Raw genomic sequence first — 14,594 nt, 5'->3', positions numbered from 1 at the left:
TCCGTTCCGGATCATCGGCCGATCGGATGACCGAAGGCGATGGTCGGCTATTTCCATGTGCGACGGGCACCCGGCGACGCTTAGGAAGGAGGCATGACCAACGAGCGGACCGTTCCCCTGCTGCCGTGCGCCTCCGTCGACGACATCGAAACCTTCTACCGAGTTCTCGGTTTCCACACCACGTACAAGCAACGCAAGCCCAACGCGTGTGTGGGGGTTCAGCGGGAAGACCTGCACCTGCAGTTCTTCGAGATCCCCGGATTTGACCCGGAGCAGTCCTATGGGTCCTGTCTCGTACTCACCGCGGACATCGAGGGACTACACCGAGCATTCGCAGACGGCATGCGCGCCGCGTACGGCAAGGTACTGGTGTCCGGAACGCCGCGGATGACCCGGCCCAGGGCGCGGAAGAACGCCGACGGGTTGGGCGGGTTCAGCGTCATCGACCCGGGCGGCAACTGGATCCGCGTCTTTCGGGACGCCGCCACCGCACCCATGCCGGCCGCCACGCCTGCCGGGCGGCTGGCCAAGGCCCTAGCGAATGCTGTGGTGCAGGCCGATTCCAGGGGAAGCGTCGAACAGGCCGTTCGGATCCTCGACAGCGCGTTGGCCCGCCCGCAAGCCGACGACGACCCGGTCGAGCAGGTAGAGGTCCTGGTCTACCGCGCCGAACTCGCGATGGTGCTGCACGATCCGAAGACTGCGGCCGACACGCTGGCCCGCGCCCAGTCCGTCATGCTCACGGAAGACGAGTCCGAAAGGGCGGCACCCGCGTTCGACAACGCCGCCGAACTCGCAGCAGCACTGCGGTGACTCACCATTCAGCACGTCTCGGATGCTCGGTCGAGAGGCCTGACCAGATCACACCTGGTAGTGCTGGACGACGCAGAACTCGTTGTCCTCCGGGTCGGTCATGACGAGGACTGCGCCCTCTTGGTAGTCATGGCGTTCACCTGTCCACCGCCCGCCCAACATGCCGATCCGATCGACCGCTTCCTCGACGTCGGTAACGGCGATGTCGAGGTGTAGTCGCGTCTTGCCGGCCTTGGGCTCTGGGACCGGCTGGAAGGTCAGCACCGGGCCGCCCCCGGCGACAGTGACGCGCCGCCAGCCGGGAAGGGACTCCGTCACGCGTCCGCCGAGCACCTCGGACCAGAAGTCGGCCAGTCGCTGCGGATTCCGGCAGTCGACCGTGACTCCGGCAAGGCGGCCAAGTGTCTCCACGACACCGACCATAGCGACGATGTGCAGCCCTCTCCACTGGTGCGCACTCATCTCGGAAGCGGCTCCGCGAGGCGAGCCGGCGCAGCGTCAGCCGCCCGTGGCGTCCCACACCACGACGCGCACGACGAACGCCTTGTCCGCGCGGCTGTCGTTGGTGATGGTGGCGAACCCGAGGCGTCCCTCCGAGGTACGGAAGCACCAGTCGGCGCCGGGCGTGAACAAGGCCCGCGCCGAGCCGGTGGCGGACGCGACGCAACCCGCGTACGCCTGGTCGGAGTTGCCGCCGGAGTACTGGTACACGCTCGGCGTGTTGGCGACCTGGATGTTGTCCGAACGCAGATCGCCCCAGTCGTGGTAGAGGTCGAGCCCGTCCGTGGCCCCGTCGGAGTGGTGCGGCACGACCGGCTGATCCCGCTTGTCGACGTCGACGGCGGCCTCCCGGGGCAGCACCACGGTCCGCTCGACGAGGGTGCGGGGCGCGTCGGGGTCCGTCGTACCCCCGGGGGTCGGGGTGGTCTGGCCGGTGGGCGGCGCGGCCGGGCTGGCGCTCGGCGTCGCGGCCTCCGTCGGCCCTGCGGCGGGCGGTGCCGTCGACGGTGCGCCGGCCGTGGGTGGCGGCGTCGACGGGTCGCGGAGCTGGGTCGCCAGGACACCGCCGAGCAGCAGGCAGCCGAGTGCCAGCAGGGCGATCGCGACGCGGGTCCGCCGCCGCCAGAGCCAGAACGCACCGAGCACCAGGACCGCCGTCAGGGTGAGCGCGAACAACAGCACGTCCCGTTTGAGCCAGCTCTCGACCGCGGTCACCACGCCGAGGACGTTCGCCGCCACGCCGATCACGGCGAGGGTCCTGATCCGGCGGTCGTCGCCGTTGCCGTCGGCCGGTGCGGGGGGCGGGGACTCACCCAACGGTTACCTCCACTGTGGAGTCGCGTGCGATGCGGACTGTACCGCCCCCGTCATGATTTCATCGGCGCGCTCGTCGGCGGGCCGCCTTGCGGCGCGGGTCGGGTCAACTGTCCGACGTTTCCGCGTGATCTCTCATCGCGGGCACACTGTTGCCCCCGCCGGGAACGATCCTCTACGGTCGGCTCAAGCGGTGGGCGGTGCGGTCCGCATCCGACCGACACCGCCGGGTGTCCGTCGTGCGGGCCGGGATGGTGGAGTCCCGGGCCACCCCGTCGACGGTCGTCACGGCGGTCGTGTGATCCCAGCTCGTCCTCCGGGTGCTGCTGCCCGGAGCGGTTCCGCGCGGAGCCGACCGCGAGCCGACCACGCCGATCCCCACCGGAGAATCCTGTGTTTCTCAGCCCGCACGAGCAGGACCGCCTGCTCGTCCACGTCGCGGCCGATGTCGCCCGCCGCCGCCGCGAGCGCGGCCTGCGACTCAACTATCCCGAAGCCGTCGCGATCATCACCGCCTTCCTGCTCGAAGGGGCCCGGGACGGGCGGTCGGTGGTCGACCTCATGTCGGCCGGCCGGACCGTCCTCGGTCGCGACGACGTCCAGGACGGCATCCCCGAGCTGCTGAGGGAGGTGCAGGTGGAGGCCACGTTCCCGGACGGCACCAAGCTCGTGACGGTGCACCACCCGATCCCGTGATCCCCGGGGAGATCCTGCCGGCGGACAGCCCGGTGGAGATCAACGTGGGTCGGCCGGTCACCACGCTGGTCGTGGTCAACACCGCCGACCGTCCGGTGCAGGTGGGCTCGCACTATCACTTCGCCGAGGCCAACCCGGCCCTGGCCTTCGACCGCGACGTCGCCTGGGGGCAGCGGCTCGCCGTCCCGGCGGGTACCTCGGTCCGGTTCGAACCGGGCGTGAGCCGCAGCGTCGACCTGGTCCCGCTCGGCGGCGCGCGCGTCGTACCCGGCCTGCGGGGCGAGTGCGCCGGGCCGCTGGACGGTTCGTCCCAGCCCGCGCCGACCACCGACGCGCCGACGACCGACGGGCCGGCGCGGTGAGCGCCGTGCGGCGGGACCGCTACATCGACCTGTACGGGCCCACGACCGGCGACCGCATCCGGCTGGCCGACACGAGCCTGCTGATCGAGGTCGAGACCGACCACTGCGTCGGCGGCGACGAGGCGGTCTTCGGCGGCGGCAAGGTGATCCGCGAGTCGATGGGCCAGTCGCGGGCGACCCGCGCCGAGGGCGCCCTCGACACCGTCATCACCGGCGCGGTGGTGCTCGACCACTGGGGGATCGTCAAGGCCGATGTGGGCCTGCGGGACGGGCGGATCGTCGCCCTCGGTCGGGCCGGCAACCCGGACACCATGCCCGGCGTCCACCCCGACCTGGTCATCGGCCCGGCCACCGAGGTGATCGCCGGCAACGGCCGGATCCTCACCGCCGGCGCCGTCGACACCCACGTGCACTTCATCTGCCCGGAGATCGTCACCGAGGCGCTCGCCAGCGGCGTCACCACGCTCGTCGGCGGCGGCACCGGCCCCGCCGAGGGCACCCGGGCCACCACCGTCACCCCGAACGCCTGGCACCTGGCCCGCATGCACGAGGCGCTGGACACGCTGCCGGTCAACGTGCTGCTGCTCGGCAAGGGCAACACCGTCTCGCAAGAGGCGCTGTGGGAGCAGTTGCGCGCCGGCGCGGGCGGTTTCAAGCTGCACGAGGACTGGGGCACCACCCCGGCGGCGATCGACGCCTGCCTGCGGGTGGCGGACGCCTCCGGCGTGCAGGTGTCGATCCACACCGACACCCTCAACGAGGCCGGGTTCGTGGCCGACACGCTGCGGGCGATCGGCGGTCGGGCCATCCACTCGTACCACACCGAGGGCGCGGGAGGCGGGCACGCACCGGACATCATCACGGTGGCCAGCGAGCCCAACGTGCTGCCGTCGTCGACCAACCCGACCCGGCCGTACACCGCCAACACCCTCGCCGAGCACCTGGACATGCTGATGGTCTGCCACCATCTCAACCCGTCCGTGCCGGAGGACCTGGCCTTCGCCGAGAGCCGCATCCGACCGTCCACGATGGCCGCCGAGGACCTGCTGCACGACCTCGGCGCGATCTCCATCATCGGCTCCGACGCGCAGGCGATGGGCCGGGTGGGCGAGGTGATCCTGCGCACCTGGCAGAGCGCGCACGTCATGAAGGAGCGGGTGGGCGCGCTGCCCGGCGACGGGGCCGCCGACAACCACCGGGCCCGGCGGTACGTGGCGAAGTACACCATCTGCGCCGCGATGGCGAACGGGCTGGACGGCGAGATCGGCTCGGTCGAGCCGGGCAAGCTCGCCGACCTGGTGCTGTGGGACCCGGCGTTCTTCGGCGTACGACCACACCTGGTGATCAAGGGCGGCATGATCGCGTACGCCCAGATGGGTGACGCCAACGCGTCCATCCCGACGCCGCAGCCGATGCTGCCGCGACCGATGTTCGGGGCGTACGGCGTCGCGGCGGCGGCCACCAGCCTGGCGTTCGTCGCGCCGGCCGCCCTCGACGCCGGGCTGCGCCTGGACGTGCGGCGACGGGTGGTGCCCGTCGCCGACGTGCGCTCGCGGGGCAAGGCCGACCTGCCGGAGAACGACGCGATGCCCCGGATCGAGGTGGACCCGGACACCTTCACCGTCCGGATCGACGGCGTCGTGGTGGAGCCGGACCCGGTGCAACGCCTGCCGATGGCCCAGCGGTACTTCCTGTTCTGATGGCGACGTCGAGTCTGCTCCTGCTGCTCGCCGACGGTCGCTTCCCGGCCGGCGCGCACGCGCACTCCGGCGGCCTGGAGGCGGCCGTCGCCGCCGGCCGGGTCACCGACCTGGACTCGTTGGAGGCGTTCCTCGTCGGCCGGCTGGCCACCGCCGGGCTGGTCGGCGCGGCGTTCGCGGCGGCGGCGCACCGGACGGTGACGCCGGCCGGCGTCGGCCCCGGCGCGCGCCCGGTCGGCCTCGGCCATCCCGCGCGGCGGGCGACCACGCCGACCGATCCCCACCTAGGCGGGGCGGTGGCGGCTGATTCCGCCGTACGAGAGAAAGCGCCGGCCGACGCCAGCCCGCGCCGGAACGCGCTGGCGCGGCTCGACGCGGAGTTGGACGCCCGGACCGCGTCACCGGCGCTGCGGGGGTCTCCCGCCGCCAGGGTCGGGCCCTGCTGCGCGCCGGGCGGGCTATCTGGCCGGACGGCCCGTTCGACGATCTGCCCGCGACATCGCAGGGAGCGCACCAGCCGTTGGTGCTCGGGCTGCTCTGCGCCGCCGCCGGCCTGAGTCGCGCCGAGACCGCCACGGTCGCCGCCTACGGGACGGTGACCGGCGCGGCCAGTGCCGGCGTACGCCTGCTCGGCCTCGACCCGTACCAGGTGCAGGCCCTGCTGGTCGGTCTCACCGACCTCTGCGACGGCACCGCCGCCGACGCGGCGCGGGCCGCCGACGATCCACCCGAGCGGCTGCCCGCGGCCGCCGCGCCCTTGCCGACATCTACGCCGAAGCTCATGCCACCTGGGAGGTGCGTCTCTTTGCGTCCTGACACCGTTTCGCCGATCGCTGCGCCCACTGCCGAACCGCACGACGAGACCGTTCCGCACACCCACCCCGAGCCGGGGTGGACCCGCATCCGCCGCTCGCGCGGGCCGGCCGGGCGCTGCGCGTCGGCATCGGCGGGCCGGTCGGGTCCGGCAAGACCGCCCTGGTTGCGGCGCTGTGCCGGGCGTTCGCCGAGGAACTGCGACTCGGCGTGGTCACCAACGACATCTACACGACCGAGGACGCCGACTTCCTCAAGCGGGCCGGTGTGCTGGACCCGACCCGGATCCGCGCGGTGGAGACCGGGTGCTGCCCGCACACCGCCATCCGCGACGACATCGGGGCCAATCTCGACGCCGTGGACGAGCTGGCCGAGGCGGTCGGTCCGTTGGACCTGGTGCTGGTCGAGAGCGGCGGGGACAACCTGACCGCCACGTTCAGCCGGGGCCTGGTGGACCGGCAGATCTTCGTGGTCGACGTGGCCGGCGGGGACAAGGTGCCCCGCAAGGGCGGCCCCGGAGTCACGTCCGCCGACCTGCTCGTGATCAACAAGACCGACCTGGCACCCATGGTCGGCGCGGACCTGGCCGTCATGGACCGGGACGCGCGGGCCCGGCGCGGCGACCTGCCGACCGTGTTCCTGTCGATCGTCGGGGACCCGACGGCGGGTCGGGTCGCCGACTGGATCCGCCACGAGCTGGCCCACCACGCGGCCCTGCACCCGATCGCCGCGCCGGCCGGCCCGGCCTGATGCGCGCGTTCGCCCGGGTGGTGGCCCGCGCCGACGGCCGGGGCGGCACCACCCTGACGGAGCTGCGCGGCGAGACGCCGCTGCTGCTGCGGCAGACGCCCGGGGACGGTCACGTCGTGACCGTGTACGTGGTGGGCGGGGCGGCCGGCCCGCTCGCCGGCGACGACCTGCGGCTGGAGATCGACGTGGGGCCGGGGGCGGCGGTGCGGGTGCACAGCGTCGCCGCCTCGGTCGCCCTGCCCGGCCGACCCGGTGCCGTGTCGAGGATGGCGGTACGCGCCGTGGTGCACGACGGTGGCGCACTGCACTGGCTGCCCGAGCAACTGGTCGCGGCGGCCGGCTGCGCGCACCTCGCCGAGTCCCACCTCGAGCTGGCCGCCGGCGCACGGCTGACCTGGCGGGACGAGGTGATCTGCGGCCGGTACGGCGAGATGCCGGGCGCCGCCGTCGTGCACACCCGGGTCGACTACGACGGCCGGCCGCTGCTGCGCCAGTCGCTGGCGGTGGGGCCGGGAGCGCCCGGCTGGGCCGGCCCGGCGGTGCTCGGCGGCGCGTCGGCCACCGGCTCGCTGCTGGTGGTGGACCCGTCGCGCCCCGCCGAGCCCGCGTTGGTCGAGGGCACGCTCGCGCGGCTACCCCTGTCCGGTGGTCCGGCGACGCTGTGGAGCGCCACCGCGCCCGACGCGCACACGCTGCGCGCCCACCTCGGCGACGCGGCCCTCGCCGAGGTCACCGCCTGATCCGGTACGCCGTTGTGCGGCATCTCGGCCCCCCGCGCTCGCTTCGCTCCTATCCTCGAAAAGCATGCGATCGTCGGTCGCCGGAGGGCTCACAGGAGGCCTTGATGAGTGGCAAGGCTCGACCCGAGGGCATCAGTCCGACAGCCGTGGAGGGCGCTCCCGGGCTGTGGCGCGTCGATCTTCAGCGGCACGATCTCAGCATCGAGGGCCGGGAGGTGGTGCAGAGTCGGGTCGAGTTCACGCCGGACTCGCCGCCGTTCAAGCACTTCCACCCCGGTGAGGAGATCATCTGCGTGCTCCAGGGGTCACTGGAGTACACCCTCGACGGTCAGCCGCCGGTGGTGTGCAACGTGGGTGACGCCCTGACCGTGCCGTACGGGGTCCACCACCAGGCCCGCAACGTCGGCGACGGGGTGGCCGTCGAGTTGGCCACGTACGTCGTCGAGAAGGGCAAGCCGCTGCTCACCAAGGTGGAGTGAGCCCGACATCAGCGGCGCGGCCCGGCCGCCTCGGCGTGGTCGCGGCGACCGGCCGGGTCGAGGCGGGCGATCAGCTCGGCGAGGTCGTCGAGCAGGGCGGTGTCGGCCGGTACGCCCACCTCGGCGAGGCTGGCCCGGACCCGCTCGTCGATGCGGGCGTGCTCGCGTCGGCCCCGGGCAGTCAGGTAGGCCCGGATCCGTCGGCGGTCCAGCACGTCGATCCGGCGGAACACGAGGTTACGGTCGACGAGTTGATCGACCAGCTTGGTGAGGGTGCCCGGCGGCAGCGAGGCCTCGGCGGACACCTCGCTCATCGGGTGGCCCTGACCGTCGGCGAGCAGGCAGAGCACCCGCCACGCCTCGGTGGTCAGCTCGTCGTCGGCCAGGACGGCGGCCAACCGGCGGGAGAGCAGCCGTTCGGCGCGGGTGAGCGAGCGCAGCAGGTCGGCTGGCGCCCCGGGCACGTCTGACATGGAACTCCCTGGGCCGGTGGCCCTGTCATCGTAGCGAGTCGTCCCGGTCCGTGGTGAGGTCTGGTTTTGCGTCGTTGTCCGGGCAATCATGTGCTCATGTCCGCGCCGGCACCGCCGTGGCTCACCGTCGATCGGGCCGTGGTCAGCATCGCGCTGGTGTACCCGATGCGCGGTCCGGCGGGAATGTTCGGCCCGACCTGCGAACTCTGCGCCCAGCTCGCGGTCGAGGAGATCAACGCCTGCGGCGGGGTGCTGGGCCGGGAGGTACGGCTGGTGCCGGTCGACGGTGGCGCCCCGCCCGCCGAGGTGGCCGCCGAGGTCGAGGCGCTGGTGTCGGTGGGTGCCGTGCAGGGCGTGACCGGGTGGCACATCTCCTCGGTGCGGCAGGCGCTCGCGCCCCGGGTCGCCCACCGCGTGCCGTACGTCTACACCGCCCTGTACGAGGGCGGTGAGCGTACCGAGGGGGTCTATCTGACCAGCGAGACGCCGGACGCCCAGTTGTGGCCCGCCATGCGGCTGCTCGCGGGCGAGCAGGGCGTGCGCCGTTGGTTCGTGGTCGGCAACGACTACGTGTGGCCCCGGCGCACCGCGCGGGCGGCCCAGCGGTACGCGCTGCGCGGCGGTGGTCGGGTGGTGGGGCAGGCGTTCCTGCCGTTGGAGACGCACGACTTCGACGAGGTGCTGCGCCAGATCGAGCGCAGCGAGGCCGACGCGGTGGTGATGCTGCTCGTCGGCGCGGACGCGGTGCGGTTCAACCGGGCGTTCGGGCGGGCCGGGATGGACCAGCGCTGCCTGCGGCTGAGCACCCTGATGGACGAGAACATGCTGCTGGCCAGCGGTGTGGGCGCGACGCGGCGGCTCTACAGCACGGCGGGTTTCTTCGCCGGTCTCGTGACGCAGGAGAACCTGGACTTCCACGGCGAGTTCGCCCGCCGGTTCGGGGTGGAGGCGCCGCCGCTGGGCAGTCTGGGGGAGTCCTGCTACGAGGGTGTGATGCTGCTCGCCGCCCTGATCGCGCAGGCCCGCACCCTCGACGTACGGGCGATCGAGACGGCTGCCGACTCGGTGGCGTACCACGGGCCGCGCGGTCGGCTGCGGCTGCGTCGACGGCACGTGCGCCAGCGGATCTACCTCGCCGAGGCCGACGGTCTGGACTTCACCGTGCTCGCCCAGCTCTGACCGCCCGTCCGGACGCTTGACAGGTCCACCCGGCTCGGCCCTAAGATACTTCCTGCGTGAAGTATCTGGCTCGGGGGCCGGATACCGCGATTGTGTCCACCGTCGGCGGAAATCTGTCCGCCGACCATTGTGGTGGCCCTTTCCTCACCCGAATTAATCACTGCCGGCATCGTCGTGCGAACGCGATGTCGGCCATTGTGGCGTGCGCCCTCTCCAGGTTTCGGGGAAACAGTCAATTAAGGACTGGGAAACACTCACGCAATCATGTCGGTCGACGCTTTGCGTGCCCGTACCCGATGCGATGACCACCGGCGACGTCCACCCGTCGACCTCGGCATCGCCAACGTTAGCTCCACCGGACCGCACCGACCGTCCTTTCGCTACTTGAGTGCACCGCAGGGAGATTAGATGTCACTTCTTTGGAGCCGCCGCATCCTGGCGGGTGCCATGACCCTCGTCGCCGCGGCAGCCATGACCGCGTGCGGCAGCAAGACCAATGACGAGGGCGGCACGGCCGGCGTCACCGCCGACGTCTCCGGCGACACCGTCAAGGTGGGCCTGCTCAACTCACTCTCCGGCACCATGGCGATCAGCGAGGTCACCGTCCGCGACTCGATCATGCTCGCCGTCGAGGAGATCAACGCGGCCGGTGGGGTCCTCGGCAAGAAGATCCAGCCGGTCGGCGAGGACGGCGCGTCGGACTGGCCCACCTTCGCCGAGAAGGCCGAGAAGCTCATCTCCGAGGACCGGGTCGCCGCCGTCTTCGGCTGCTGGACGTCGGCCAGCCGCAAGGCGGTCAAGCCGGTGTTCGAGAAGAACAAGGCGCTGCTGTTCTATCCGGTGCAGTACGAGGGCCTGGAACAGTCGCCCTACATCTTCTACACGGGCGCGACGACCAACCAGCAGATCGTCCCCGGGCTCGACTACCTCAAGTCCCAGGGAACGAAGTCGGTCTACCTGGTCGGCAGCGACTACGTGTTCCCCCGAACGGCCAACAAAATTATCAAGGCGTACGCGGCAGCGAACGGGATGACCGTGGTCGGCGAGGATTACGCGCCGCTCGGGTCCACCGAATTCGGCACGATCGTCAACAAGGTCAAGTCGTCCGGCGCGAAGGCGGTGTTCAACACCCTCAACGGTGACAGCAACGTGGCCTTCTTCAAGGAGTACAAGTCGGCCGGGCTGACCGCCGCCGCCATGCCGGTGGTGTCGGTGTCCATCGCCGAGGAGGAGGTCAAGGGCATCGGCACCCAGTACCTGGAGGGTCAGCTGACCGCCTGGAACTACTACCAGACCACGCCCGGCGCGGCGAACAGCAAGTTCGTGGCCGCGTACAAGGCGAAGTACGGCGCGGACAAGCCGACGAGCGACCCGATGGAAGCCGCCTACGTCAGCGTCTACCTGTGGAAGGCGATGGTCGAGAAGGCCGGCGCGTTCGACGTCGAGAAGGTCCGCGGCGCGTCCGACGGGATCACCTTCGACGCGCCGGAGGGCCTGGTCACCGTCGACGGCAAGACCCAGCACATCGCCAAGACCGCCCGCATCGGCAAGATCGGCGCGGACGGTCTGATCACCGAGGTGTGGAACTCCGGCAAGCCGGTCGCGCCGGATCCGTACCTCAAGACCTACCCGTGGGCGAGCGGCCTGAGCTGACGACGCCGGCCCGGGCGGGTGGCGCGACGACGCGTCCCCGCCCGGGCCCCCCGACCAGCAGTACGGAGTACCCACCGTGACAGTCCTCTTCGGTCAACTCTTCACCGGCATCAGCATCGGCGCGGTGCTGCTGCTCATCGCGCTCGGGCTGGCGCTGACCTTCGGCCAGATGAACGTCATCAACATGGCCCACGGCGAGTTCATCATGGCCGGCGCCTACACCACGTACGTGCTGCAACAGAGCATCACCGGGGCCGGTGTGTCCCTGCTGGTGGCGTTGCCGGTGGCGTTCGTGGTCGCCGGCACGATGGGTGTGCTGCTGGAGATCCTGCTGATCCGTCGGCTCTACGCCCGCCCGCTGGACACCCTGCTGGTCACCTGGGGCGTGTCCCTGATGCTGCAACAGCTCGCGCGGGACGTCTTCGGCAGCCCGAACGTGCAGACCCGCGCGCCGGACCTGCTCACCGGCAACGTGGCGTTGCCCGGCGGCCTTACCGTCGCCAACAACCGGCTGTTCATCCTGGCCCTGGCGCTGGCCGCCGTCGCCGCGCTCACCCTGGCGCTGCGGCTCACCCCGTTGGGGCGTCGGATCCGCGCGGTGGTGCAGAACCGCGACCTCGCCGCGGTGTCCGGTATCCCCACCGCCCGGGTCGACCGGACGACGTTCTTCATCGGTTCCGGCCTGGCCGGGCTCGCCGGGGTGGCGCTCACCCTCCTCGGCCCGATCGGCCCGACCATGGGCACCAACCTGATCATCGACGCCTTCCTGGTCGTCGTGGTCGGCGGGATCGGCCAGCTCAAGGGCAGTGTGATCGTCGCCTTCGCCCTCGGCGTGCTCCAGGCCACCGGGGAGTACCTCACCACCCTCAGCGTCGCCAAGGTGATCGTCTTCGTGGCGATCGTCGCGTTCCTCCAGTGGCGGCCACAGGGCCTGTTCACCCTGCGGACCAGGAGCCTCGCATGACCGCCGTGACACCCGCGCCGCCGAGCACCGTCGGCACACCGACCCCGGCCGACGCCGTGCCACCGAGACGGCCCGGTGGTCGGTCGCGGCTGCGCACGCTGGCCGGGTTCGCGTTCGGCGCGGCGCTGCTGTTCGCCGTCGCGCCGCTGGCGCTGTCGGACTTCCGGCTGGCCCTGCTCGCCAAGTACCTCTGCGTCGCCATGATGGCCGTCGGCATCGGCATCGCCTGGGGTCGGGGCGGCATGCTCACCCTCGGCCAGGGCGTCTTCTTCGGCCTCGGCGGCTACGCGATGGCCATGCACCTCAAGCTCGCCGACGCGGGTCCCGGTGGGATGCCGGACTTCATGCAGCTGTACGGGCAGCTCGACGAACTGCCCGTGTGGTGGCGGCCATTCGCCAGCCCGTGGTTCGCGCTGCCCGCCACGGTGCTGCTGCCGATGGCCGTCGCGTTCGGGCTCGGCTCGCTGGTGTTCCGCCGCCGCGTGCGGGGCGCGTACTTCGCCATCCTCAGTCAGGCCCTCGCCGCCGCCATGGTGATCCTGCTGATCGGTCAGCAGGGGACCACGGGCGGCACCAACGGGCTCACCGACATCCAGGGCTTCTTCGGTTACGACCTGGACGACCCGGTCAACCAGCGGATGGTCTACTTCATCATCGCCGGCATCCTGTTGGCGCTGCTCGCCCTGGCCCGCCAGCTCATGCACAGCCGCTACGGCGAGCTGCTGGTGGCGGTGCGCGACGGCGAGGAGCGGGTCCGGTTCCTCGGCTACGACCCGGCGTCGGTCAAACTCGTCGCCTACGTTGTGGCGGCGGGGATGGCGGGCCTCGCCGGCGCGCTGTTCGTGCCGGCGGTGGGCATCATCTCGCCCGCCCTGATCGGCATCGTCCCGTCGATCGAGTTCGTCATCGGGGTCGCGGTGGGCGGTCGGGCCACGCTGCTCGGGCCGGTGCTCGGCGCGGTCGCGGTGGCCTGGGCGCGTACCGCCCTCTCCGAACGGTTCCCGGGCACCTGGACGTACCTCCAGGGTCTGCTCTTCGTGGTGGTGGTGGCGTTCCTCCCCGGCGGCCTGGCGTCGCTGTGGGCGCTGGCCCGCCGCCGCGACGCGGACCCCGCGTCGAGCCGGCGCGGATGGTCGGCGCTTACCAAGCGACGCGCCGACCGTACGGAGGTGGCGGCCCAATGAGCGACGACCGATTGGACGGGTTGTCCGTCCGTGACGTGCGGGTCAGCTTCGACGGGTTCACCGCGGTCGACGGCGTCTCGCTGGAGGTGCCCGCCGGGGACATCCGGTTCCTGATCGGACCGAACGGGGCGGGCAAGACCACCCTCGTGGACGCGATCACCGGCCTGGTGCGGGCCACCGGCTCGGTGTGCTTCGGCGATGCGGAGCTGCTGGGTCGGCCCGTGCACCGGATCAGCCGCCTCGGCATCGGACGGACGTTCCAGACGTCGACGATCTTCGAGGAGCTGTCGGTCGTGCAGAACCTCGACATCGCGGCCGGCGCGCGCCGGAGCTGGGCCACCCTGGCCCGGCGACGGCGGGGCATCCCCGACGAGGTGGCCGCCGCGCTGGACACCATCGGGCTGACCGGCCGGGCCGACCAGCTCGCCGGCACGCTCGCGCACGGCCAGAAGCAGTGGTTGGAGATCGGCATGCTGCTGGTGCAGGACGCCCGGCTGCTGCTGCTCGACGAGCCGGTCGCCGGGATGAGCCACGAGGAGCGCGACGCCACCGGCGCCCTGTTGGAGACGGTGAGCCGCGACCGCACGGTCGTGGTGATCGAGCACGACATGGACTTCCTGCGGCGCTTCGCGCGCAGCGTGACCGTGCTGCACGCGGGCAAGGTGCTCAGTGAGGGCACGGTGGCGCAGGTCCAGGCGGACCCGCGCGTGCAGGAGGTCTACCTTGGCCACTCGGTCGACGCCGGGTCGGTCCCCAGTCCTTCGGAGGCATGATGCTGACCCTGCGTGGGGTGCACGCCGGTTACGGACGTTCCCGGGTGCTGCACGGGGTGGACCTCGCCGTCCCGCCGGACGGGGTGGCCGCGGTCCTCGGGCACAACGGCGCCGGCAAGAGCACCCTGCTGCGGGTCGCGGCGGGCCTGCTGCGCCCGACCGCCGGCACGGTCGAGCTGGACGGTGAGGACGTCACCCGGCTCGCGCCGCACGACCGGGTGGCGCGCGGGATGGCGTACGTGCCGCAGGGCCAGCAGTGCTTCCCGCACCTCACGGCGGCGGAGAACCTGCGCCTGGTGGCCGACGGCCGGCGCGACGGCGCGGTGGCCACGGCGGAGGTGCTGGACCTGTTCCCAGCGCTGCGCCCGCTGCTGCGGCGGCGGGCCGGGCTGCTCTCCGGCGGTCAGCGTCAGCAGCTCGCCATCGCCCGCGCGTTGATCACCCGGCCGCGGCTGCTCATGCTCGACGAGCCGACCGAGGGCATCCAGCCGTCGGTGGTCGCCGAGATCCAGGAGCGGATCGTCGAGCTGACCCGGCAGTCCGGGTTCAGCGTGCTGCTCGTCGAGCAGCACCTCGGCTTCGCGCTGCGGGTGGCGAACCGTTACCACGTCCTCGAATCCGGCCGGGTCACCTCGCACGGCGACGGGGGAGTCACGGCGGAGCGGGAGGTACGCGCGGCCCTGGCGGTCTGAGCCGGGTCG

At 71.8% G+C, this 14,594-nt stretch carries 17 protein-coding genes and 1 pseudogene; 14 read left to right on the top strand and 4 right to left on the bottom strand.

The features are described 5' to 3' along the window. Positions 1-93 precede the first annotated feature (93 nt). On the top strand, positions 94-813 hold the full coding sequence (locus tag ACQP0N_RS18700; protein ID WP_433112192.1) for a VOC family protein: 720 nt from the start codon (positions 94-96) through the stop codon (positions 811-813). 48 nt (positions 814-861) lie between these two features. On the opposite strand, the gene ACQP0N_RS18695 is transcribed toward ACQP0N_RS18700, so the two are convergent. Both ACQP0N_RS18695 and ACQP0N_RS18690 read right to left on the bottom strand, forming a co-directional pair. Next, complete coding sequence (locus ACQP0N_RS18695; RefSeq protein WP_433112190.1) at positions 862-1,275, bottom strand: VOC family protein; 414 nt, start codon at positions 1,273-1,275, stop codon at positions 862-864. Between the two features lie 36 nt (positions 1,276-1,311). Beyond that, on the bottom strand, positions 1,312-2,130 hold the full coding sequence (locus ACQP0N_RS18690) for a hypothetical protein (protein WP_433112187.1): 819 nt from the start codon (positions 2,128-2,130) through the stop codon (positions 1,312-1,314). A gap of 390 nt (positions 2,131-2,520) precedes the next feature. On the opposite strand from ACQP0N_RS18690, the gene ACQP0N_RS18685 reads away from it, so the two are divergent. The 4 genes and pseudogenes from ACQP0N_RS18685 to ACQP0N_RS18670 all read left to right on the top strand — a co-directional run. Further along, positions 2,521-2,823, top strand: a complete 303-nt coding sequence (locus ACQP0N_RS18685) for an urease subunit gamma (RefSeq protein ID WP_222957358.1) — start codon at positions 2,521-2,523, stop codon at positions 2,821-2,823. Continuing rightward, on the top strand, positions 2,820-3,185 hold the full coding sequence (locus tag ACQP0N_RS18680) for an urease subunit beta (protein ID WP_433112184.1): 366 nt from the start codon (positions 2,820-2,822) through the stop codon (positions 3,183-3,185). Before ACQP0N_RS18685 ends, ACQP0N_RS18680 begins: the two co-directional genes overlap by 4 nt. Beyond that, the gene (locus ACQP0N_RS18675) at positions 3,182-4,885 is read left to right on the top strand and encodes an urease subunit alpha (RefSeq protein ID WP_433112181.1); all 1,704 of its coding nucleotides are present in this window, start codon (positions 3,182-3,184) and stop codon (positions 4,883-4,885) included. The genes ACQP0N_RS18680 and ACQP0N_RS18675 overlap by 4 nt, the downstream gene beginning before the upstream one ends. A 439-nt stretch (positions 4,886-5,324) precedes the next feature. Next, positions 5,325-5,498, top strand: a pseudogene (locus ACQP0N_RS18670) (urease accessory UreF family protein); the annotation flags it as partial. Here ACQP0N_RS18670 and ACQP0N_RS18665 read toward each other — a convergent pair. After that, positions 5,471-5,668, bottom strand: a complete 198-nt coding sequence (locus ACQP0N_RS18665; protein ID WP_433112178.1) for a hypothetical protein — start codon at positions 5,666-5,668, stop codon at positions 5,471-5,473. The pseudogene ACQP0N_RS18670 and the gene ACQP0N_RS18665 overlap by 28 nt on opposite strands. 108 nt (positions 5,669-5,776) lie before the next feature. On the opposite strand from ACQP0N_RS18665, the gene ureG reads away from it, so the two are divergent. The 3 genes from ureG (at position 5,777) to ACQP0N_RS18650 (ending at position 7,667) form a co-directional block, all read left to right on the top strand. Further along, on the top strand, positions 5,777-6,448 hold the full coding sequence (gene ureG, locus ACQP0N_RS18660; protein ID WP_433112175.1) for an urease accessory protein UreG: 672 nt from the start codon (positions 5,777-5,779) through the stop codon (positions 6,446-6,448). Beyond that, complete coding sequence (locus ACQP0N_RS18655) at positions 6,448-7,188, top strand: urease accessory protein UreD (RefSeq protein ID WP_433112172.1); 741 nt, start codon at positions 6,448-6,450, stop codon at positions 7,186-7,188. The genes ureG and ACQP0N_RS18655 overlap by 1 nt, the downstream gene beginning before the upstream one ends. Positions 7,189-7,292: 104 nt before the next feature. Next, complete coding sequence (locus ACQP0N_RS18650) at positions 7,293-7,667, top strand: cupin domain-containing protein (protein ID WP_425731264.1); 375 nt, start codon at positions 7,293-7,295, stop codon at positions 7,665-7,667. 8 nt (positions 7,668-7,675) lie between these two features. On the opposite strand, the gene ACQP0N_RS18645 is transcribed toward ACQP0N_RS18650, so the two are convergent. Continuing rightward, positions 7,676-8,140, bottom strand: a complete 465-nt coding sequence (locus ACQP0N_RS18645; RefSeq protein WP_355049788.1) for a MarR family winged helix-turn-helix transcriptional regulator — start codon at positions 8,138-8,140, stop codon at positions 7,676-7,678. Positions 8,141-8,236: 96 nt separating this feature from the next. On the opposite strand from ACQP0N_RS18645, the gene ACQP0N_RS18640 reads away from it, so the two are divergent. From ACQP0N_RS18640 to urtE, 6 genes are all read left to right on the top strand, one after another. Beyond that, positions 8,237-9,319 (top strand): substrate-binding domain-containing protein, encoded by a 1,083-nt coding sequence (locus tag ACQP0N_RS18640; RefSeq protein WP_355049787.1) that lies wholly within the window; start codon positions 8,237-8,239, stop codon positions 9,317-9,319. A 408-nt stretch (positions 9,320-9,727) separates the two neighbouring features. Then, positions 9,728-10,972, top strand: a complete 1,245-nt coding sequence (urtA, locus tag ACQP0N_RS18635) for an urea ABC transporter substrate-binding protein (RefSeq protein ID WP_355049786.1) — start codon at positions 9,728-9,730, stop codon at positions 10,970-10,972. A 76-nt stretch (positions 10,973-11,048) separates the two neighbouring features. Next, positions 11,049-11,936, top strand: a complete 888-nt coding sequence (urtB, locus tag ACQP0N_RS18630; RefSeq protein ID WP_433112166.1) for an urea ABC transporter permease subunit UrtB — start codon at positions 11,049-11,051, stop codon at positions 11,934-11,936. Next, entirely contained in the window at positions 11,933-13,120 is a 1,188-nt protein-coding gene (urtC, locus tag ACQP0N_RS18625; RefSeq protein ID WP_433112163.1) for an urea ABC transporter permease subunit UrtC, read from the top strand. The genes urtB and urtC overlap by 4 nt, the downstream gene beginning before the upstream one ends. Further along, on the top strand, positions 13,117-13,893 hold the full coding sequence (gene urtD, locus ACQP0N_RS18620; protein ID WP_433112160.1) for an urea ABC transporter ATP-binding protein UrtD: 777 nt from the start codon (positions 13,117-13,119) through the stop codon (positions 13,891-13,893). The genes urtC and urtD overlap by 4 nt, the downstream gene beginning before the upstream one ends. Beyond that, positions 13,890-14,585, top strand: a complete 696-nt coding sequence (urtE, locus tag ACQP0N_RS18615; protein ID WP_433112157.1) for an urea ABC transporter ATP-binding subunit UrtE — start codon at positions 13,890-13,892, stop codon at positions 14,583-14,585. The genes urtD and urtE overlap by 4 nt, the downstream gene beginning before the upstream one ends. Positions 14,586-14,594: the final 9 nt, after the last annotated feature.

Origin of the sequence: Micromonospora sp. CA-246542, from assembly GCF_050942905.1 — a bacterium.
Taxonomy (GTDB): domain Bacteria; phylum Actinomycetota; class Actinomycetes; order Mycobacteriales; family Micromonosporaceae; genus Micromonospora.
Note: the sequence above shows the minus strand (reverse complement) of the source record. Positions and strands in the feature narration are given on the sequence as shown.

Bases quoted from the DNA above. Each gene is read 5' to 3' on its own strand.
- ACQP0N_RS18655 (WP_433112172.1), top strand. From the start codon at position 6,448: ATGCGCGCGTTCGCCCGGGTGGTGGCCCGCGCCGACGGCCGGGGCGGC.
- ACQP0N_RS18700 (WP_433112192.1), top strand. From the start codon at position 94: ATGACCAACGAGCGGACCGTTCCCCTGCTGCCGTGCGCCTCCGTCGAC.
- ACQP0N_RS18665 (WP_433112178.1), bottom strand. From the start codon at position 5,668: ATGAGCTTCGGCGTAGATGTCGGCAAGGGCGCGGCGGCCGCGGGCAGC.
- urtE (WP_433112157.1), top strand. From the start codon at position 13,890: ATGATGCTGACCCTGCGTGGGGTGCACGCCGGTTACGGACGTTCCCGG.
- ACQP0N_RS18695 (WP_433112190.1), bottom strand. From the start codon at position 1,275: ATGAGTGCGCACCAGTGGAGAGGGCTGCACATCGTCGCTATGGTCGGT.
- urtA (WP_355049786.1), top strand. From the start codon at position 9,728: ATGTCACTTCTTTGGAGCCGCCGCATCCTGGCGGGTGCCATGACCCTC.
- ACQP0N_RS18645 (WP_355049788.1), bottom strand. From the start codon at position 8,140: ATGTCAGACGTGCCCGGGGCGCCAGCCGACCTGCTGCGCTCGCTCACC.
- ACQP0N_RS18650 (WP_425731264.1), top strand. From the start codon at position 7,293: ATGAGTGGCAAGGCTCGACCCGAGGGCATCAGTCCGACAGCCGTGGAG.
- urtD (WP_433112160.1), top strand. From the start codon at position 13,117: ATGAGCGACGACCGATTGGACGGGTTGTCCGTCCGTGACGTGCGGGTC.
- ACQP0N_RS18640 (WP_355049787.1), top strand. From the start codon at position 8,237: ATGTCCGCGCCGGCACCGCCGTGGCTCACCGTCGATCGGGCCGTGGTC.
- urtC (WP_433112163.1), top strand. From the start codon at position 11,933: ATGACCGCCGTGACACCCGCGCCGCCGAGCACCGTCGGCACACCGACC.